The organism is Actibacterium mucosum KCTC 23349, assembly GCF_000647975.1.
Taxonomy (GTDB): Bacteria; Pseudomonadota; Alphaproteobacteria; order Rhodobacterales; family Rhodobacteraceae; genus Actibacterium; species Actibacterium mucosum.
The window spans coordinates 497,326-517,565 of record NZ_JFKE01000001.1 but is presented as its reverse complement, the minus strand read 5'-3'; the positions used below and the strand labels follow the sequence as shown (position 1 = coordinate 517,565).

Here is a 20,240-nt window from a genome sequence, read left to right as displayed (position 1 = left end):
TCTTCGCTGCCATCAGCGAAGAAAGCCGTAAGGCTTGATGAGCGCCCCGAACACGACATTTCCGAAAAGGAGCTCACCATGGCCCCCAAAGTTCTCGTATCCGACAAATTGTCTGAAACCGCCGTCCAGATCTTCCGTGATCGCGGCATCGACGTTGATTTTGAACCTGCCCTCGGCAAAGACAAAGACGCATTGCTGGCCAAGATCGGCGAATATGATGGCCTTGCCATCCGCTCGGCCACCAAGGTTACCGAAAAGCTGTTGGAGGCTGCGGGCAACCTGAAGGTTGTCGGCCGCGCCGGCATCGGCACCGACAATGTCGACAAGGTTGCCGCGTCCAAAAAAGGTGTGATCGTAATGAACACACCTTTCGGCAACATGATCACCACCGCCGAGCACGCCATCGCAATGATGTTCGCCGTCGCGCGCCAGATCCCCGAGGCCAGCGCCTCGACCCATGCCGGCAAGTGGGAAAAGTCGAAGTTCATGGGGGTCGAACTGACTGGCAAGACCCTTGGCGTCATCGGCGCTGGCAACATTGGCGGGATTGTCTGCGACCGTGCCCGTGGTCTGAAAATGAAAGTTGCGGCTTATGACCCCTTCCTGTCGGAAGAGAAGGCCGAGCAGATGCAGGTTGAAAAGGTTGAACTGGACGACCTGTTGGCCCGCGCCGATTTCATCACCCTGCACGTACCGCTGATCGACGCGACCCGCAACATTCTCAGCCGCGAGAACCTGGCCAAGACCAAAAAAGGCGTGCGCATCATCAACTGTGCCCGCGGCGGTCTGGTCGACGAAGAAGCGTTGGCCGAACTGTTGAAATCCGGCCACGTGGCCGGCGCCGCTTTCGACGTTTTTGCCGAAGAACCCGCCACCGAGAACCCTTTGTTCAACCTGCCCAACGTGGTCTGCACCCCGCATCTGGGCGCCGCCACGACCGAGGCTCAGGAAAACGTGGCCTTGCAGGTGGCCGAGCAGATGTCGAACTATCTGCTGGACGGTGCGGTTGAAAACGCACTGAACATGCCGTCGATGACCGCCGAAGAAGCCAAGGTCATGGGCCCGTGGGTCAACCTTGCCGAAAACCTCGGTGCTTTCATTGGTCAGGTGACCGACGAGGCAATCGAAACCGTCAACATCACCTTTGACGGTGTCGCCAGCGAGATGAACCTGAACGCGCTTGAGGCCGCCGTGATCGCGGGAATCATGCGGTCGGTCAACCCTGACGTGAACATGGTTTCCGCCCCGGTCATTGCCAAGGATCGCGGCATCCAGATCTCGCGCACCACGCAGGATGCATCGGGCGTGTTTGACGGTTTTATCAAGCTCGACATCCAGACTGTTGAGAAGTATCGCACCCTGGCGGGCACTGTATTCTCGGACGGTCAACCGCGGTTCATCCAGATCAAGGGCATCCGGATCAATTCGGATATTGGCGAGCATATGCTCTACACCACGAACAGGGACGTACCGGGCATCATTGGCAAGCTGGGTACATTGCTGGCCGAGCACGAAGAAAACATCGCCAACTTTACCCTGGGCCGGGCCGAATCCGGGGGCGACGCCATTGCGATGACATTCCTCGACAGCCCGCTGAAAGACAGCACCAAACAGGCATTGCTGGACAGCGGATTGTTCCAACAGGTGCGCCCGCTGCGGTTCGACGTGTAACCGCCATATATTGGTGGTAACGACAGGCCCGGCGCATTCCTCCTGCGCCGGGCCTTTTCTTTGAACGGACGGAGACCTCTCATGCGCGCCTATGCCATTGGCGATATCCACGGACATCTGGACAAGCTGGTCGAAATTCACCGGCGCATCGCGGACGACCGAGTGCAAACGGGCGACCACGAGGCTCCGGTTGTGCATCTGGGCGATTACGCCGACCGTGGGCCCGACGTACCGGGGGTTCTGGATTTTCTGGGCGATGGTTTGTCCAAGGGTAAGCCTTGGATTCTGATCCGCGGAAACCACGACCGGATGATGGCCGCCTACCTTCGGGATCCGTCTGAACGCGACCCGCTGCGCGACGATCTGTTTTGGCTGCAGGACACTATCGGCGGGCGGAAAACACTGGAAGGCTATGGCGTGGACGTCGCACTGGACCGCGATGTCGATGCAATCCACGCGGATGCCATTGCGGCCGTGTCCGACCGCCACCTTAAGCTGCTGGACGGGCTGCAGAACAGTTTTGCCGTGGAGGGAGTGTTCTTCTGCCATGCCGGCATACGCCCCGGCGTGCCCCTGGATGATCAGAGCGAAGATGACCTCGTCTGGATCCGCCATGACTTCCTGCGCGACACCCGCGACCATGGCGCGCTGATCGTGCATGGCCACACGCCCGTGCCGCAGATCGAACATGCCGGCAATCACCTGAACATCGACACCGGCGCGGCCTATGGCGGTCCGTTGACTTGCGTCGTGATCGAGGACGGTGCGGTTTTTGAACTGACACTGCACGGTCGGGTGCCGGTCGCGGCAGATTTCTGAACGCAGCGACGCAGGGTTACCGTAGGTCTGACCTCGCGACTCCTCTAATCTGAGCCCAACGGTTTGAGGAGGATTCAGACATGACCGATATCGTCATCCTAAGTGGCGCGCGAACGGCCATTGGTACCTTTGGCGGGTCGCTGGCCGGGACGACACCCATCGACCTTGGCACCGCAGTTGCCCAAGCCGCGTTGGACCGCGCGGGCGTTGATGGGCCGCAGATCGGCCATGTCGTTTATGGCCATGTCATCAACACCGAACCGCGCGACATGTACCTATCACGCGTTGCCGCAATGCAGGTTGGTATCCCCGAAACAACGCCCGCGATGAACGTGAACCGGCTGTGTGGCTCGGGCGCGCAGGCGGTGGTGTCGGTGATCCAGTCGCTGATGCTGGGGGATGCCGATTTCGGCCTGGCCGGCGGGGCCGAGAATATGAGCCGTTCGCCCTATATCCTGCCCGCCGCGCGCTGGGGTCAGAAGATGGGCGATCTGGGCACCCAAGACATGATGCTGGGGGCGCTGAACTGCCCGTTTGGCACCGGCCATATGGGTGTGACGGCCGAAAACGTCGCCGCCGAACACGGGATCAGCCGCGAGGATCAGGACGCCTTTGCGCTGGAAAGCCAGACCCGCGCCGCCAAGGCCATTGCCGAGGGCCGGTTTGCCGACCAGATCGTGCCGGTTGAGGTCAAGTTGAAGCGGCAGGTTGTCAGCTTTGACACCGACGAACACCCCAAGGCAACCTCGGCCGAGGCGCTGGCCGGTCTGCGCACGGTGTTCCAGAAAGACGGCACCGTGACGGCGGGCAACGCCTCGGGCATCAATGACGGCGCCGCGGCGCTGGTACTGGCCCGCGCCGAGGCGGCCGAGGCCGCGGGCCTGATGCCGCGTGCCCGCATCCTGGGCTATGCCCATGCCGGTGTGCGGCCCGAGGTGATGGGCATCGGTCCCGTGCCTGCGGTGCAGAACCTGCTGGCCAAGACCGGGCTGTCGGCCGACGATTTCGACCTGATCGAAAGCAACGAGGCGTTTGCGGCGCAAGCCCTGGCGGTGAACAAGGGGCTGGGTCTGGACCCGGCCAAGGTGAACCCCAATGGCGGCGCCATCGCGCTGGGCCATCCGGTGGGCGCCACGGGCGCAATCCTGTGCGTCAAGGCGATTTATGAGTTAGAGCGGACCGGCGGCAAACGCGCCATCGTGACGATGTGCATCGGTGGCGGTCAGGGCATCGCCTTGGCGCTGGAGCGTCTCTAACGCAGCTCAACCTGCGCGCGGGCCGACCGGCCCGCCGCATCCACAACGCTCAGATCCCAGAACCCCGCGCCCGACAGTGGCAAAAGGGTTTCGCGCCGTGTCAACTTTGTGACCACAGGCGCGCCGTTGGCCAGAACGGTAAAGGGCGGCACCCCGTCACGCAAACGGATGGGCAAGGCGTCGCCCGCCTCCAATACCGCGCCATCGGGCGGAAATGCCAGCTTGGGCGCATCGACTGGTGCGCTGAACGCGGATTCGCGGCTTGCGAATTGGCGCAAAGGCGGCGGCAACTGCGCATTGGCCACCAGCAATGCATTTTCCGGCGGCGGCGGCAGTGCTGTTCGGCGCGGAGCAACGCGGGCAAATACCTCGAACATCAGCGGCGCAGCAAGGTCGGCGCCAAAGACACCTGGTACCGGTGTTCCGTCGGCCCGCCCCATCCAGACCGCCACCACATGCGCCCCGTCATAGCCCACGGCCCAACTGTCGCGGTGGCCATAAGACGTACCGGTTTTGAACGCGACCGCGCCGCCCTTGGTCGCTCCGGGCGCTGGCGTGTCTTTCAGAATGTCCGTCAGATACCATGCAGCCAAAGGTGACAGAACGCGCGGCCCGGGCGCGCCGGGCGCCCCTCCACGCCGCCAATGCAATTGTACGGGGCGTCCTTGCTGACCCAGTGCGGCATAAAGCGCGGCAAGATCGGTCAGCCGCACACCGACCCCGCCCAATGCGACGGCAAGGCCGGGATCGGCCCCCATGCCCGCCGGCTGCATCCCTGCGCGGCGCATGTGGCCAACCAAACGAGACGGGCCCAAAGCATCTGTCAGACGTACTACGGGCACATTCAGCGACATTTGCAGCGCTTGCCGCACTCGCACCGGCCCGCGAAAAGCGCCGTCAAAGTTGACCGGTGCGTAGGTTCCAAACTGCACCGGGTTGTCGTTTATCAAGGTCTCGGGATGCGCAAGGCCCTGATCGAAGGCCAGCCCGTAGACCAGTGGCTTCAGTGTTGATCCGGGCGAGCGCAAAGCGCTGGTCATGTCGACAAATCCACGCTGTTTCTCGTCGCCGAAACCCGCCGAACCGACCGAAGCCAAAATCTCGCCACTGCGGTGATCTGCCACGATAATCGCCGCGGTCAATCCGCTTGCATGGCCTCGCACCGCCTCGCTTGCCAATTGCTGCAAACGCCCCTGCAGTCCGGCATCCAGCGTGGTAAAATGAACGTCGTTCGGCTCCAATGTCGCCCGGCGCGCCAGATGCGGTGCAAGGGCCGGGAACGGACGGCGGTTACGCGGAACGGGTTCCAAATCGGCCACCGCAACGGTATCGGTGTCATAGACCTGCCCGGCCCGCGCCAGCACCCGCGCCCTGGCATCGCGTGCATTGCCCGGGTGGCGATCGGGACGTCGCGTTTCGGGGGATTGTGGCAGCGCCACCAAAAAGGCCGCCTCTGCCGGGGTCAACCGGCGCGGGGGCTTACCGAACCATGTCAGGCTGGCTGCCCGCACACCTTCGACATTGGCCCCAAACGGCGCACGGTTCAGGTACAGCGTCAGGATCTGGTCCTTGGTCAAACGCCGTTCCAACGCCAGCGCCACCCGCAACTGCCGCAACTTACCGCGCGGATCCCCGGTGGGGCCATCCTCCAGCAACCGCGCTACCTGCATCGTCAGGGTGGACGCACCCGACACCACCCGGCCATTGCGCAGCGCTTGCCAACCCGCCCGCAGAACTGCGCGTGGGTCTACCCCGGCGTGGCGATAGAACCGTTTGTCTTCATAAGCGACCAAAAGGCGGACATAGTCCGGGTCCACCCCGTCCAGCGACACGTTCAATCGCCAGCGCCCATCGACAACTGTAAAAGCACGCAAAAGCTGCCCATTGCGGTCCAGCACTTCGACAGAGGTCTCTGCAACCAGCGGCGGCAGTACCGTCGCGTCCACCCAGTCATCCACCATGTCCCGGCCCAGCGCCGCAGCCCAAAGGATCAGCGCCAGGCAAAGGGGCCAGATAAGCCTCATTGGCTAACGGTTACCCGCCCCGCATCCGTCCACGCGCGATAGTCGGGACGGTACATATCCTCGACGCTCGCAGCAGGGTGGCGGAAGCTGCCGGGAGTTGTGGCGCGCACGATATACGCAAGGCGAAAGGGCTCGGCCCCGAACCGATCGACGGCGGCCAGGAACCGATCTTGCCTGAACTCCGCATTCTCAATATCTGACACGGCCTCTAACCAGTCGAGCGATCGCACATCGCCCGCGCGCAAAAGGTTGGGGTTGTCGATCTCGAACCCTGCAGGCAACGGGTCATTGACCATCAGGCGTGCCTCGGACCTTTCAAACGGCGTGACATGCAGCACCACAACCAGCCGGGTGCCTTGGGTAACCTGTGATGGGTCCACCAGCTCGCCGTCCAACGAGTAGTAGCTGCGTGTCAGGCGATAGCCATTGCCGCCTGCCGGGACCGGCTCGGACGGCACGCCATACGTGGTCAGCGTCAGAGTGGTCTGCCGATCGGACCCGTTTGCGATTGCCAGCGGCGACATGGCCTGATCTTCCAGCACCCGCACCATCGGGCCATCCACCTGATTACCATTCATGGTGATGCCGGATGTTGGTGCACGGTCGATCAGCGCATGCGCGGCCAAAAGCGTCCACGCGTTTTCCTGGGTCGAACGGCGCGCATTGCCGCCATTGATCACTTGGGCAAAGGCCTCGGCATCAATCACGTTGCTGCCAGCCTCGGCCGCCAGCGCAAGAACCGCCGCTGCGTCGCGCCGATCGGTACCATAGTCGACGCGCCACAACGGGCCCTCGGTCCACGATTGCCGCCCTCCGACTTCGGCTGCGGCACGGGCAAACATGGCGTCGGCACGGGTTTGATCACCATACGCCGCCAGGGCCGCACCCAGCTGCGCCTGCGCCAAGGGCGTTGCCAATCCATCGGCCTTAACGTCGGCGTAGTATCGCAGATCGCCAATCGCCGCCGCACCTTCGCGCGCCAGAACCATCAGGGCATAGGCGATATCCTCGCCCCCAATGTCGAAGTCGGGCGCATAGTTCACCTGATTGCGCAGGTTATCCAGCGCCGCGCGATAGGCGTTTTGCGGTACGTCGAACCCTTGCGAACGTGCCCGCCCCAGGAAATCGGTGACATAGGCATCCAGCCACATGTCACCGTTGCTGGGGCGCCACAGGCCAAACGCACCGGACGCGGACTGGTTTGTCAGCACTTCGGCGATTGCCTGATTGATCCGCTCTTCGGTCTGGTCGCGGCTTGCCAACTGCATCGCCTCGGCAACCGAGTTCAGATACAACAAGGGCAGTGCGCGCGAGGTGATCTGTTCGGTACAGCCATACGGGTATCGATCCAGCGCCTGCAGCAAACCGGCCGTATCGAACCGCGCCAGCGGGCCAACCGACACCGTCGCCTGCCCTGTTCCAGGCATCAGCCCGGCAAAGACGTTGGCATCAAAGGTAAAGCTCTGCCCCGCAGCAAGGGCAAAGCGGCTGGTCCGCGTAACCTCGGGGTCGTTGACCTGCACCGGCAGCTTCAGCGTTTTGGTCAATTGCTTACCGTCCGGCGTGGTCAGCGCCACGTCGATGGTTTGGTTGCCAACATGCGTCGCCGTCACCGGAATGGAGAGTACGGCCTTGCCCAAGGGATCGAGTGTCAGGCCCGATGGAACGGCGGTGGTGTCCAACAGCAAACCGTTGCCTACAACGCCGAGTCCCACGCGGCCCGCCGGGCCGGTGGCATGCACGATCTCCAGAAGCAGCCGGGATTCGTCGCCCGGCGCCAGAAAGCGTGGCAAGCTGGCGGTTACAACCACCGGGTCGCGTACTAGGATGTCAGCTTGCGCCTGTCCCACCCCGGTAGGCGACCACGCGACGGCCATTACACGCACGGTACCGTTGAACGAGGGCAGGTCGAACTGCGCACGCGCAAGCCCGTCCGCTCCTACGGTCACCGGGCCGCTGAAATAGGCGACAAGTTCTTCCGTTGGCGGAGGCGCCTGCAGACCGGCCGATGCACCGGCGTCACCGCCCGAACGCACCTGTCCCATCGCACCGTTCAGACCGTCGATCAGCCGGCCATAGATGTCGCGCATCTCGACCCCCAGCCTGCGCTGACCGAAATAGTGGTCGTGTAGATCGGGGCTTTGAAACCCGGTCAGGTTCAGGATACCCACATCAACGGCCGCAATGGTGGCATAGGCAGTCTCGCCCGGCTGAATACCGTTCACACGCAAAGCAACCTCCAACGGCGCGCGGGGCGCTGCCTCGTTCGGCGCAACAAACTCAGCGGTCAGTTTTGCAGGACCCGGGTCCACCGTAGCATAGGCCAGCCCCAGCGCACGGTGCGGGTTGCGATCCGCATCCACATCGGCCGGACGCAGCAACGTGGCAGTGACATAAGCCCCCGCGCCCCAGTCATCGGTGACCGGGACGTCGACAACATTCTCACCTTGCGTCAGTTCAACCGTTTGCATTGCAATCAAACGGTCCGCCATGACCTGCACCAGGGCCGTGCCCGCAAACCGGGGCACCACGCGCAATTTGGCGACCTCGCCCGGCAGATAGGCAGGCTTGTCCAGCGAAAGCTCCAGCGTATCGGGCGTTTTGGACGTGTCAGCAGGGGCATACCAGCCGGCATAGAAGGTCTGAGAAACCGCCGCTTTGCCGCCGCCGGTCTGCTCCACCACCAATTCATGTTCGCCCCAGTCCACCGGCAGGCTCAGCGACAACCGGCCATCCGTCATCACCGCCGCGCCAGTCGCCAGCTTTTCGCGCCTGGTAAAGGGCTCCCAGTTCCAATTGCCGTCCAGCTGATACCATTGATACCGTGTATGAACGCGGTTCAAAGTCCATTGAACCTGTGCCTCGGTTGCTGCACCGTCAGGGCCCAGCGCGATCAGGTCAAACCCGGCTTCGGTCCCTTGTTTGACGACATCTTCAAACTGCGGCTTCAGGCCCAGCAGCAAACCTTCACTGGCGAGCGGTCGGGTGATTTTGCGTTCAACCGGGCGCCCAGACCCTTCGGAGACACGCAGCGCAAGGATCGCCTCGACCGGCTTTGTCCCCTCGGCCATCCGTGGAAGCTCTACCGGCAGCGAGGCAAATCCCGCCGCGTTGGTTTCCACTTCACCACCCAGATAATTCACCTCGACATAGCTGTCCTCGTCGTGTCGGCCAAAGACAAAGCCGGGCCAATCAGGCATCGACCGTGTGGCACGCAGCGCAACCTCGCCCTCGACCGGCAGACCACCGGCGGGTGCCCCAAAAAGGTATCGCGCCTCAAGACCGGCAAGAACCGTATCCCCAGGGCGCAAGGCGCCGTCGGGCAAGGTGATGTCGAAATCAATTCGCTCAGGCAGAAAATCCTCGACCAGGAAATTCGCTGTGGTGACCGAAGGGGCATCAGGATCGGTAAAAAGGGAAAGCGTCCAGCGTCCGCGCGGGGCGGTGCCACCAATTGGCAAGGCAAAAACGTGGCCTCCAGCCTTTGCGCCATCAGAAAAGTGGCGACTGTATTCCACGCCATCGGGGCGATTCAGAACCGCCGTCAGCGGAACGTCGGACAATGCACGCACCTGCGCATCGCGAGCCAGCGCGGTTGCAAACACGGTTTCACCCGCGCGATAGGCACCACGGTCGGTAGACACAAAAACATCGACAGGGCCTGCCGGGGCACGGCCTTCGACCCCACGGTCAGACAGGTCAAAACCGGGATCCGTGAGCGACAGGAAGACCAGGTCCTCTTCCCCCTGCTGTGCCACGATCATGGCAGGGGCCGCCCCGCCCCGCCCACGCAACAGGCCGGGGTCAAAGCGGGCGTAACCATCTGCATCCGTTGCAGTTTCGGCGAGAACCCGGTTGCCGCGTGACAAAAGCGACACTTGCACATCCGCGCTGGCCTCGGCCGTGGCGAGGGACCGCACAAAGACATGAAGACCATCATTACCCGCAACCGATGACAGACCTAGGTCCGAGATTACGAACCACTGGGTGGCCGGTGGAAATTCGTAAGGATCGGTGCCGGGAATTGCTGCGGTCAGCGTGTAGATACCGGCAGGCAGATCGCCGATAACATCGCCCATCGGCAAGCGCGTGGTCACATCGCGGTTCAGCGTGTTTTGTAGCACTGCAGTGCCTTCCCACACCTCCTCGGCCACGTCATTCGCAAACTGGTTTTCGCGCCATTCCGACAGTTGTTCGCCAAAATACCCTTCTTGCAGAGCGCGAAGGATGTTGCGATCAGACACGCGACGCAGGCGAAGGTCGGCCTCGGCCACATTGACCGAAGTGATCGGCAAAGCGGCATCCCCCAATTTCGGCAGCACATAGGACCGCCCGGCGAAACGCAATTGCTGCGGACGGTCAGGCACGTAGAAGGTGATCTCGACATCCTTATCCGTCACTTCGCCCCGCGCCGAGGGCAGGCCTGCGCGGAATGTCACGCGGTACCGCTCCCCATGAGTCAGGCCGGTGACGCAGACCTGGGTGTCGTTGTGGTTCACCGACATGCCGCTTTCGGGCAGGCGCACAAAGGCACCGTAATCAACCCCGGCCGGCACGAGGTCCTGCGAGAAATCGGCACACATCTGCGGTTCCGGCCCACGCACATTGACGTTGTGCGACGACACACGGAACCCAAACAATCCGATCGCCCGGTCCAGCGCGCGCAAAACGTCATCACGCGGGGCGTTGGCCTCGGCCAGACGAAGGGCCGGCAAGCTTGTACGGCCGCGCCCAAGTTCCTCAAGCGCTTCGGCCATGGTCAACAAGGCACTGGCGCGGGTCTGCGGGTTTGCGCCACGCAGATATGCGTTGACAGAGGCAGACAGCGCGTCATTGCGCAAACTGCGCTTATTGCTGTTCTGCGCCTCGGCCATTTTCAGCGACATCGCGGCATAGTCCACCCATAGGTCGGCGGAATCCAGAAAGGTCAGGGCCGAGCCATAAAACCGGCGCGCATTCTCAAAGTTTTCGGCTGCTTGCGCGTTTCGCCCGCCCTGCACCAGATCGGGGGCCGTCCAGTCATTAACATAGTGGCGTCGCGACAGCCCCGAGGCGAAATCGAACGCCGCCTTCAGGTCGCGCGGTTGCAAAAAATCCAACTCGGCCGCACGGGCACTCGCCTGTCCAATCACCGCGTCAGATGTGGGGGTCACGATGGCAGACAGCGCACCAACATAGGATTCGCGCCCGCCTACCGCGCTTTTGGGGAAACAACTGTTAGAGCGGGTGTTATAGGTGAATGCGACACAGGAACTGTCGGACAAACACGCCCGTTGGCAGGCCTCCAGCGTGGTGTCGAACAGGGATCGAATGTCTGCCCCGGGGAAGTCGACGTCCCGAGAGATGGCAATGTGTCGTTCAGGTACAAACCCGTTGTCTTGCGCTTGAACCGGCGCTGCCATAGCAGCCAGAATCGTAAAAATGCTGAAATATTTGCGCATTAATCACCTCCCTCAAACAATACACAAATGCTGGCACGTCAAAGCCGGTTTCGGCAAGGATTCTTAGGGGGAATTAACGATCGCTTCACTCTGTTGCGCTTGGATACTGCCAACGCTCAGGAGAATGGCGGATGTCACTGGAATCAAAGCTCGCGGAAGAACGACGTGCGCGGCTGGCGGCTGAAAAACTGTTGGAACAAAAAAGCCGTGAGTTGGTTGAGGCGAACCGCAAACTTGCTGTGCATGCACGGAACCTGACCGACGAAATCGAAGAAACGCGTCAGAAAGCCGAAGAGTTACGGGGCGAAAATTCCAAGGTTTTGTCGAAGCTTGAGGATGTTTCGTCTGCATTTGCCATTGCCGAACAACGTCTCTGGGATTCCCTGGAAACCATCCCCGACGGGTTTGCAGTGTTTGATTCAAACTCGCGCCTTGCTGCGGCCAACAGAGCTTATCTGCACTTTTTCGAAGGGCTGCACGCCGCAACCCTTGGTGCGTCTTACCGGGATTTGGTCGCCATCGCGGCCGACGAAGGGCTGATTGACCCCGAAGGGCAATCGCCCGAACAGTGGAAGGCCGAAATGCTGGCGCGTTGGGAAATGGAGGAAATCCCCAACAAAAACGTTCGGATGTGGAACGGCAGCTATTTGAAACTGATCGACCGGAGAACACCAAATGGCGACGTGGTGTCGCTGAATCTCGACATCACGGAAATGATGCGGATGTGGGCCGCGATCGAGGCCGTGCCCGACGGCTTTGTTCTCTATGATCGTGATGACAGGCTTGTCATGTGTAACGAACGTTACCGCGAAATTTACGCCACCAGCGCCGCAGCCATGACGCCGGGCACGACGTTCGAAGAAATCTTGCGCTATGGGGCTGAACGTGGTCAGTACCGCGATGCTGTTGGGCGGGTCGAGGAATGGCTGGTCGAACGCCTTGCCAACCACCGCCGAACGGACGTCCCGGTTGAGCAAGCGTTGTCAGACGGGCGGTGGCTTCGCATCCTTGAAAAGGAAACGCCGGATGGCGGCCGTGTTGGCCTGCGCGTGGACATCACCGCGCAGAAGGAACAACAAGTCGCGCTGGAAGAGGCGCGTGTAGTCGCCGAAAGCGGCAACCGCGCCAAGACCGCCTTTTTCGCCAACATGAGCCACGAACTGCGCACACCGATGAATGGGGTCATCGGCATGGCTGAACTGCTTTGTGATACCGAACTGTCAGAAGAGCAGGCGCTTTATGCCGAAACCATCCGAAACTCGGGCGAATCTCTGCTGGCACTGCTCAATGACGTCCTCGACTTCTCGAAAATGGAAGTTGGCAAGCTGTCGCTGCAATCCGAACCCTTCGATCTTGAACAGACCATCCATGAAGTTGTGATGCTGTTGCAGACAACGGCCAGTCACAAGGAATTGGATCTGGTTGTCGACTATGACTTGTTTCAACCCACCATGTTCGAAGGGGATCGCGGGCGTGTTCGCCAAATCCTGACCAACCTCATTGGCAATGCTGTCAAGTTCACCGAACAAGGGCACGTCTTGGTGCGCGTTGTCGGGTTCGAAGCGGAACGTGAGGACTATCAGCGCCTGCATATCACGGTCGAGGACACTGGCATTGGCATTGCGCAGGAGATGCAAAGCCACATCTTTGGCGAGTTCAATCAGGTCGAAGACCAACAGAACCGCAAGTTCGAAGGTACCGGACTGGGCTTGGCGATTTCAAAACAGCTGGTCAACCTGATGGGTGGCGAGATGTGGCTGGAAAGTGAAATTGGGCGCGGCTCGTGCTTTGGGTTTCACATCGAACTGCCAATTGTCGAAAAACCCGACCTTGCCAACCTTGCCAGTTTTTCGGCCCCTGGCCCGGTATTGATCGTCGACGACCAAGAGGTCAATCGCACGATTCTGGACCGTCAATTGACCCAACTGGGTTTGGAAACCGTGCTGCATCGCAGTGCGACCGACGCCCTGGGTGCAAGGGACGTGGACCCCACGCCGGCATTGATCGTGTCTGATGACAACATGCCCAGCGTCAAGGGTGCGGATTATGCAAAGGCGCTTCGCAAATCCGGCGACGACACACCCTTCTTGCTGCTCAGTTCAACACCTGGTGCGCAAAAGGGTGCTGACGTGGATCTGGTCCTGTCGAAGCCGGTGCTGCGCCGGTCGCTGCAAGATGCGCTGACCCATCTGATTTCCAACACCGAACACGACACAGAACCTGAAGAATCTGGACCTCGTCGCATGCGCATTCTTACGGCGGAAGACAACCGGACGAACCGTCTGGTATTTGCAAAGATGGTTGGCAAGCTGAATGTCGATTTGACCTTTGCCGAAAACGGGGTGAAAGCAGTGGAAGCGTTCCGCGCACAGCGTCCCGACCTTGTCTTCATGGACATTTCCATGCCCGAAATGGACGGCAAAGAAGCAACGGCAACTATTCGTCAGATCGAAGCGGAAACAGATGCCGCGCCCGTGCCGATTGTGGCTTTGACGGCCCACGCTCTTTCCGGCGATCGCGAAGAGATACTGAAACACGGGCTTGACGAATACCTGACAAAACCATTGAAGAAAGACATCCTTCACACCGTCATTCGCGACCATTGTCCGCCAGATATTTGTTCGCCATTCAATGTCGATGAAGGCGCTGTTGCCTAAGCTTCGCGCAGGACATCCAGAAATGCTTCGCCAAAACGCTCGGCCTTTTGCGGGCCCATTCCGGGAAGTTGCGCCATCGCATCAAGGCTTTGCGGGCGGCGCTCGGCAACGTGGCGCAACGTGGAATGGGTGCAGGACAAATACTTGTCACGGCCTTCGGGACCACGACACAATTGCAACTGAATCTCTTGCAACTGGTCAAACAGGCTTGCGGCTTCGCGTCCGGCCAAGGCGCGTCTTGCCGGGTGTTGCTCGGGCGTAGCAGCGCCGGTGATCACCTCCAGAAACGCCGCGCCGTACTTGTCCAGTTTCTTGGCACCGACCCCCCCGACATGGGCAAGCGCGTCCAGCGTGCCGGGCCGCGTTTCGGCCATTTCGATCAACGTTCGGTCGTTGAACACCATATAGGCCGGCAAACCCGCTTCTTCTGCAAAGGCCCGACGCCGCGCCTTCAAAGCCGAGAGAAGTGGCGCGTCCTCCTCGGAAACCAATGCCTTGGCAACCGGCCGCGCCGATTTCGCCGCGCGGATCGCGTCGCGGCGCAGGGTGATGCTTTCCTCGCCCCGAAGGATGGCGCGCGCAGCATGCGTCATGCGCAACGCGCCATGGCGTTCCGGATCGGGGCGCACCAGATCATGCCCCATCATTTGCCGAAAGATTGCCTGCCACTGACGCTTGTCGAACTCTTTGCCGACACCAAAGGTCGGCAGGCCTTCGTGTCCTCGGGCACGAACTTTGTCCGTTGCATTGCCCAGCAGAATATCGATCAGATGGCCGGTGCCGAAATACTCGCCTGTCCGCAGAATTGCTGACAGACCTTTGCGTACAGCTTCGGTGCCGTCAAACAGCTCGGGCGGTCGGTCACACAGATCGCAATGGCCGCAAGGTTCACTGTCTTCTCCGAAATACGACAACAAGGTCTGCCGTCGACAGACCTGTGCTTCGGCCAGACCCAGCAGCGCGTTCAGCCGTGCGTGGTCAGCCATCTTGCGCTCGGGCGGGGCCAGCCCTTCGTCGATCTGCGACCGGCGCAGGCGGATGTCTTCGGGCCCAAAAAGCGTCAGCGTTTCGGCTGGTGCCCCGTCACGGCCGGCGCGGCCAATCTCTTGATAGTAGGCCTCGATCGACTTGGGCAGATCGGCATGCGCAACCCAGCGGATGTCGGGCTTGTCGACACCCATGCCAAAGGCCACCGTGGCGACAACGATCAGGCCATCGTCGCGTTGAAACCGCGCCTCGACCTCGCGGCGGGGGTCAGGCTCCATCCCGCCATGATAGTGGCAGGCGGGGTGCCCGGCCTCGCGCAGAGCTTGCGCCAAGGTCTCGGTCTTGGCGCGCGTGCCGCAATAGACGATGCCGGATTGCCCCTTTCGGGCGGCTGCGAAATCCAGAATTTGCCGGCGCGGGCTGTTCTTAGGCTCAAACGCGAGGTGAATATTGGGCCGGTCAAAGCCGCGCAGGAACGTTTCCGGCGCGTGACCGTCAAACAGGCGGGTGACAATTTCGGCCCGGGTTTCGGCGTCGGCGGTGGCGGTGAAGGCGGCAAGGGGCACGTCGAGGGCGCGCCGCAACTCGCCAATGCGCAGGTAATCCGGGCGGAAGTCGTGGCCCCACTGGCTGACACAATGTGCCTCGTCCACCGCGATCAGGCTGATCGGGGCACGAGATAACAATTGCTGCGCCCCTGATGAGGCCAACCGTTCCGGCGCCATATAAAGCAGCTTCAGTTCGCCCGCATGCAAAGCGTCAAACACAGCGTTGGTTTCTTCTTCGGTATTGCCCGACGTCAGCGCGCCGGCGGCCACTCCGGCCTCACTCAATGCACGCACCTGGTCGCGCATCAGCGCGATCAGTGGCGAGATCACTACCGTCACGCCCGAACGGCAGAGTGCCGGCAACTGAAAACACAGCGATTTACCGCCGCCGGTGGGCATAATGGCCAGCGTATTGCGGCCGGCGGTCACGGCCTCGACAATCTCGGCCTGACCGGGCCGGAACTCGGTGAATCCAAAAACAGAGCTAAGAAGCTCGGATGCCTGCTGCATGTGGGACGATTTCTTGTGTGCTCGAATTTGAGCCAAAGGTTTCACGAAATCATCTGCCCGGCAAGGCAAGTTCTACTGGAAGAAACCGATGTTGTTTTGCAGAACAATGCGAATAACGATCAACCCGATGAAAGCAACCAGCGGCGCAAGGTCCAGTGGGCGGGTATCGGGAAGGATGCGGCGGATCGGCGTATAAATCGGCTCTAGCAACCGGTTCAGACCATACCAAATCTGCGAAACCACCGGTTGATGCAGGTTCAGCACCTGAAACGAAATCAGCCATGACATGATGATATGCGCGATCATGATGAACCAAACTACGTCCAGGATCAGCATGATAATCTGGTAAATCGATTGCATCTACATTGCCTCCGTTTCTTGCCCTTTCACACACCTAGTGTGCGCCCTGCGCTATCGCAACCGATTTACGTCGCGTCGGGCCTTGCAATCCTCAGTCCAATTGTCATACCTAGCTTGGTCTGAATATCAGACTCAGATCGACAGGAGCACCCATGTACCCGTTTTTTCGTGCCATCAAGGAAGTCATCCTGCACCGCAACGATCCGGTTTTAGTCCCCGGCGAGGCGCATATTTCGCACCATGTTTGCATGCCATGGGATCTGGACGGGTTCATGGAGATGAACCACGGCCGTATCCTGACCCTGCTGGACCTTGGCCGGTTTGTCGGCGGCATCCGGTCGGGTCTTTACGCCGCGCAAAAGGCCAATGGCTGGGGCATGACGATGGCGGGGGTCTGCGTGCGGTACCGCCGCCGGGTGCGGATGTTTCACCGGTACGAGGTGCGCACGCGGTTCATCGGGTTCGACGACAAGTTCATGTATCTCGACCAGACCATGTGGCGCAAAGGCGAATGCCTGGTCCAGGCCGTGTACCGCGCCGCGGCAACCGACAAGAACGGCCTTGTCCGGTCTGAGAGGGTGGCCGCCGCAATGGGTGTCGATGTTGACATCATGCCCCTGCCCGATTGGGTGAAAGCCTGGCTGGCGGCGGAAGAGATGCGCCCCTGGCCGCCCAAGTAACGCTTGCGTGTGGCCCACTGGTTGCGTCAAATGCAACGGGGCAAACGAGGCAAGCAATGACAACCAAACGCAAACGCATCTGGGGCTGGTACGCCTTTGACTGGGCCAGCCAGCCGTATCACACGCTGATTGTCACTTTTGTCTTCGGCCCGTTCTTCGCCGAAATTGCCACTGCGCATTTCTTGGGTACGGGCCTTGGGGAAGAAGCCGCGAAAACACAAGCACAGGCAATCTGGGCCAGATGCCTGACCTATGTCGGGCTGCTTATTGGCTTTACCGCTCCGGTGATGGGGGCGATGGCCGACACGACCGGGCGGCGCATTCCGTGGATAGCTATGTTTTCGATCATCTACGTCACCGCGGCATGGTGCCTGTGGGGCGTGAATCCGGATGGCAGCAACCTGACCTATGCGCTGGCGATGTTCGGGATCGGCTTCGTCGCCGCCGAATGGGCCTATATCTTTACAAACTCGCAACTGCCGTCGCTTGGCAACGACGCCGAAGTTGGCCAGATTTCGGGCACAGGGGCCGCCTTGGGTTATGCCGGAGGGGTGGTGTCACTGATCCTTGTTTTGCCATTCTTGGTGGAATCGGCGGCCGGTGTCACCTTGATCGGGATCGAACCTGCCTTTGGCCTGTTGGATGGTACCGCGCGTGAGGGCACGCGGGCCATCGGGCCGTTTACCGCGCTTTGGTTTATCGTTTTCATTGTCCCCTACTTCATGTGGATGCGTGACACGCCGATCCCGGGCAGCAAGCTGCAGGTTAGCAAAGCGCTTCGGTCTTTTGGGCAATCGATTGCAGGTCTTCGCAGCCGACCCAGTTTGGCGGCCTATCTGGTCTCGTCGATGTTCTTTCGCGACGCAATGGCCGGGCTTTATACGTTTGGTGGCATATACGCCAATCTCGTGCTGGACTGGCCGGTTGTCTATGTGGGCATTTTCGGGATTGTTGCCGCAATTTCGGCTTCGATCATTACCAGCATCGGTGGTGGGTACGACCGCAGGTTTGGACCGAAGCCGGTGCTTGTCGTGTCGATTGCCGGTTTGATGCTTGTCTGCGGTGTTGTGGTCAGCATGTCGCGGGAAGGCCTGTTTGGTATGCCTTTGCCCGAAGGCTCGTTTATCCCCGACGCCATTTTCTTTGGCTGCGGAATTGTGATTGGCGGTCTGGGTGGCACATTGCAGGCCGCCAGCCGATCGATGATGAACCGACACACAACCGAAGAGGACGCAACCAAGTCCTTCGGGTTGTTCGGGTTTTTTGGGCGCGCCACCTCGTTCCTTGCACCGGCTTTGATCGGAGCTGTGACGCTTTGGACCGAAAGCCCGCGATTGGGCATATCCCCGTTGATCGTGCTTTTCGCGATCGGGCTTGTTCTGCTATTCTGGGTGAAACCAAATGGCGAACGGGCACAGACATGGGGCACTTCCGACACCTGATTGCCGCCGCGTTGCTGGTGCTGACACCCACCGGCGCAACGGCCGAGACCAAGGCGAACCAGCTTTTTGGCGCAAAATCCAGCGCGTCGCGGCAATCTCCGGCGGCAATTGGCAGTTACGCAAAAGGCTGCGCGGCGGGCCTGCAGGAATTGCCTGAAACCGGTCCCACGTGGCAAGCGATGCGGTTGAGCCGCAATCGCAACTGGGGCCACCCCGATGCCCTTGAATTTATTTACAGATTATCTGAATTCGCGGCGTCGCAACCGGGTTGGAGCGGGCTCTATATTGGCGATATCTCGCAACCTCGCGGCGGGCCGATGACCTCGGGCCATTCCAGCCATCAGATCGGGTTGGACATCGACATTTGGATGCTGCCGCCCAAACGTCTGAACCTAAACCGCAGAGATCGCGAATTGATCAGTTCGCTGAACGTGCGGTCGGCGGACCAGACATCGGTCAATGGCAATTTCACCCGTACGCATATGGAGATCCTGAAGGCTGCGGCACAGGATCCAGCCGTGGACCGGATATTCGTCACCGCCCCGGTCAAGATCGAGTTCTGCAAGGTCGCGACCCGTAAAGACCGGAAATGGTTGCAGAAAATCCGACCGCTTTATGGCCACAACACCCATTTCCACGTGCGCTTAAAATGCCCCGCAGGCTCGCCCAATTGCGTGACGCAAACGCCAACTGTCAGCCAGCTGTCGAATGGCAAAGACGGCTGCGACGAGACCTTGGAATGGTGGGTGACCGACTATCTGAACCCACCCAAGCCGGTGAAGCCGACAAAACCGGCCAAGCCCAAACCCAAAAAACGCGGCGCGCGTGACTACGTTATGGCCGACCTACCCCGGCAATGCGCCAAGGTGCTTTCGTCGAAATAACGCTTGAAAACACTGGTTTCGGGCGTTAAACGCGCCCATCTGCCCGGTTTCCGGGCCAAGTCTCCGCTACCTTGTCAAAACGGATCTGACATGAACAAAGCATTGCTTCCTGGCATCATTGCCATGACCGCCATCGTTGTGGCCTCGAATATCCTTGTACAATTCCTGTTTGGGAATTGGCTGACTTACGGCGCCTTCACCTATCCGCTGGCCTTTCTGGTCACCGACGTGATGAACCGCGTCTATGGCGTGGCGACGGCGCGGCGCGTGGTGCTGGCCGGGTTTGTCACGGGCGTCATCTGCTCGTTGATCGGCACGCAGATCATGGGCGAGTTCGGCCCGCTGGTCACGTTGCGAATCGCCATCGGTTCCGGGCTGGCTTTCCTGACCGCACAACTGCTGGATGTCTTTATTTTCAATCGCTTGCGCGAAGGCACATGGTGGCGTGCACCGCTGGCCAGCACGCTGATCGGGTCGTCGGTCGATACGGCATTGTTCTTTACCATTGCTTTCTCGGGCGCGCTGAGCTTCATCGAGCCGGCCAATGACGTCAGCTGGGCCGGGGAAATCCTGCCACTGTTGGGCGCCGGACCGTTGGCGCCGCTGTGGGTTTCGCTGGCTGTGGCCGACTGGGGTGTCAAACTTGCCCTTGCCTTGATCGCGCTGGTGCCGTTCCGCCTGATTGTTGGGCGATTGACCGCACAATTTGCGTAATTTGTTTTGACAAACACCACATCTGTGGCACGCTACCCCTATCGGCAACAGCAGAAAGGAGGTGGTCCAGTGTCTAGAGTGATGTTGGAGAGAGGTGTCAAAACAGTCAGGGGGGCCGAGGTTTCTGGTTAAGTCGGGAAACCGAACATCCTTGATTGGGCGGATGCTCTAATTGGCCCATCTCCCAAAATGCTCGAAGGGCGGCTTATCTGGCCGCCCTTTTCGTTTGTCGCAAAGTTTAAGCCAG

The 20,240-nt window shown here is 60.6% G+C and carries 12 protein-coding genes; 8 read left to right on the top strand and 4 right to left on the bottom strand.

Annotation, left to right across the window (positions count from 1 at the left end):
- Window positions 1-78 precede the first annotated feature (78 nt).
- The 3 genes from serA to ACMU_RS02485 all read left to right on the top strand — a co-directional run bounded on the left by serA (window position 79) and on the right by ACMU_RS02485 (window position 3,746).
- Window positions 79-1,671: a phosphoglycerate dehydrogenase gene (gene serA / locus ACMU_RS02495; protein WP_035255705.1), complete on the top strand. Its 1,593-nt coding sequence runs from the start codon at window positions 79-81 to the stop codon at window positions 1,669-1,671.
- An 81-nt stretch (window positions 1,672-1,752) separates the two neighbouring features.
- Entirely contained in the window at window positions 1,753-2,490 is a 738-nt protein-coding gene (locus tag ACMU_RS02490) for a metallophosphoesterase (protein WP_035255703.1), read from the top strand.
- An 80-nt stretch (window positions 2,491-2,570) separates the two neighbouring features.
- Complete coding sequence (locus ACMU_RS02485) at window positions 2,571-3,746, top strand: acetyl-CoA C-acyltransferase family protein (protein ID WP_035255702.1); 1,176 nt, start codon at window positions 2,571-2,573, stop codon at window positions 3,744-3,746.
- On the opposite strand, the gene pbpC is transcribed toward ACMU_RS02485, so the two are convergent.
- Together pbpC and ACMU_RS02475 are read right to left on the bottom strand one after the other, a co-directional pair.
- Window positions 3,743-5,770 carry a penicillin-binding protein 1C gene (gene pbpC, locus ACMU_RS02480; protein ID WP_051587822.1) on the bottom strand — a complete coding sequence of 676 codons (2,028 nt, stop codon included), beginning with the start codon at window positions 5,768-5,770 and terminating at the stop codon, window positions 3,743-3,745. The two genes, ACMU_RS02485 and pbpC, sit on opposite strands and share 4 nt — an antisense overlap.
- The gene (locus tag ACMU_RS02475) at window positions 5,767-11,211 is read right to left on the bottom strand and encodes an alpha-2-macroglobulin family protein (RefSeq protein WP_035255700.1); all 5,445 of its coding nucleotides are present in this window, start codon (window positions 11,209-11,211) and stop codon (window positions 5,767-5,769) included. The genes pbpC and ACMU_RS02475 overlap by 4 nt, the downstream gene beginning before the upstream one ends.
- Window positions 11,212-11,342: 131 nt before the next feature.
- On the opposite strand from ACMU_RS02475, the gene ACMU_RS02470 reads away from it, so the two are divergent.
- Entirely contained in the window at window positions 11,343-13,868 is a 2,526-nt protein-coding gene (locus ACMU_RS02470; RefSeq protein WP_035255697.1) for a PAS-domain containing protein, read from the top strand.
- Here the strand turns inward: ACMU_RS02470 and recQ are convergent.
- Together recQ and ACMU_RS02460 are read right to left on the bottom strand one after the other, a co-directional pair.
- The gene (recQ, locus tag ACMU_RS02465; RefSeq protein ID WP_035255696.1) at window positions 13,865-15,913 is read right to left on the bottom strand and encodes a DNA helicase RecQ; all 2,049 of its coding nucleotides are present in this window, start codon (window positions 15,911-15,913) and stop codon (window positions 13,865-13,867) included. The two genes, ACMU_RS02470 and recQ, sit on opposite strands and share 4 nt — an antisense overlap.
- A gap of 72 nt (window positions 15,914-15,985) precedes the next feature.
- Complete coding sequence (locus ACMU_RS02460) at window positions 15,986-16,273, bottom strand: YggT family protein (RefSeq protein ID WP_035255695.1); 288 nt, start codon at window positions 16,271-16,273, stop codon at window positions 15,986-15,988.
- 152 nt (window positions 16,274-16,425) lie between these two features.
- On the opposite strand from ACMU_RS02460, the gene ACMU_RS02455 reads away from it, so the two are divergent.
- The 4 genes from ACMU_RS02455 (at window position 16,426) to ACMU_RS02440 (ending at window position 19,993) form a co-directional block, all read left to right on the top strand.
- Window positions 16,426-16,953: an acyl-CoA thioesterase gene (locus ACMU_RS02455; protein ID WP_035255694.1), complete on the top strand. Its 528-nt coding sequence runs from the start codon at window positions 16,426-16,428 to the stop codon at window positions 16,951-16,953.
- Window positions 16,954-17,009: 56 nt separating this feature from the next.
- A complete protein-coding gene (locus ACMU_RS02450; protein WP_035255693.1) occupies window positions 17,010-18,395 on the top strand; it encodes an MFS transporter in 1,386 nt (461 codons plus the stop codon).
- Window positions 18,374-19,279, top strand: coding sequence for a penicillin-insensitive murein endopeptidase (gene mepA, locus ACMU_RS02445; protein ID WP_035255692.1), 906 nt, complete (start codon window positions 18,374-18,376; stop codon window positions 19,277-19,279). The genes ACMU_RS02450 and mepA overlap by 22 nt, the downstream gene beginning before the upstream one ends.
- A 90-nt stretch (window positions 19,280-19,369) precedes the next feature.
- The gene (locus ACMU_RS02440; protein WP_035255691.1) at window positions 19,370-19,993 is read left to right on the top strand and encodes a queuosine precursor transporter; all 624 of its coding nucleotides are present in this window, start codon (window positions 19,370-19,372) and stop codon (window positions 19,991-19,993) included.
- Window positions 19,994-20,240 lie beyond the last annotated feature (247 nt).

Coding starts and splice junctions, on each gene's coding strand:
- serA (WP_035255705.1), top strand. CDS start 79: ATGGCCCCCAAAGTTCTCGTATCCGACAAATTGTCTGAAACCGCCGTC.
- ACMU_RS02490 (WP_035255703.1), top strand. CDS start 1,753: ATGCGCGCCTATGCCATTGGCGATATCCACGGACATCTGGACAAGCTG.
- ACMU_RS02485 (WP_035255702.1), top strand. CDS start 2,571: ATGACCGATATCGTCATCCTAAGTGGCGCGCGAACGGCCATTGGTACC.
- pbpC (WP_051587822.1), bottom strand. CDS start 5,770: ATGAGGCTTATCTGGCCCCTTTGCCTGGCGCTGATCCTTTGGGCTGCG.
- ACMU_RS02475 (WP_035255700.1), bottom strand. CDS start 11,211: ATGCGCAAATATTTCAGCATTTTTACGATTCTGGCTGCTATGGCAGCG.
- ACMU_RS02470 (WP_035255697.1), top strand. CDS start 11,343: ATGTCACTGGAATCAAAGCTCGCGGAAGAACGACGTGCGCGGCTGGCG.
- recQ (WP_035255696.1), bottom strand. CDS start 15,913: ATGCAGCAGGCATCCGAGCTTCTTAGCTCTGTTTTTGGATTCACCGAG.
- ACMU_RS02460 (WP_035255695.1), bottom strand. CDS start 16,273: ATGCAATCGATTTACCAGATTATCATGCTGATCCTGGACGTAGTTTGG.
- ACMU_RS02455 (WP_035255694.1), top strand. CDS start 16,426: ATGTACCCGTTTTTTCGTGCCATCAAGGAAGTCATCCTGCACCGCAAC.
- ACMU_RS02450 (WP_035255693.1), top strand. CDS start 17,010: ATGACAACCAAACGCAAACGCATCTGGGGCTGGTACGCCTTTGACTGG.
- mepA (WP_035255692.1), top strand. CDS start 18,374: ATGGGGCACTTCCGACACCTGATTGCCGCCGCGTTGCTGGTGCTGACA.
- ACMU_RS02440 (WP_035255691.1), top strand. CDS start 19,370: ATGAACAAAGCATTGCTTCCTGGCATCATTGCCATGACCGCCATCGTT.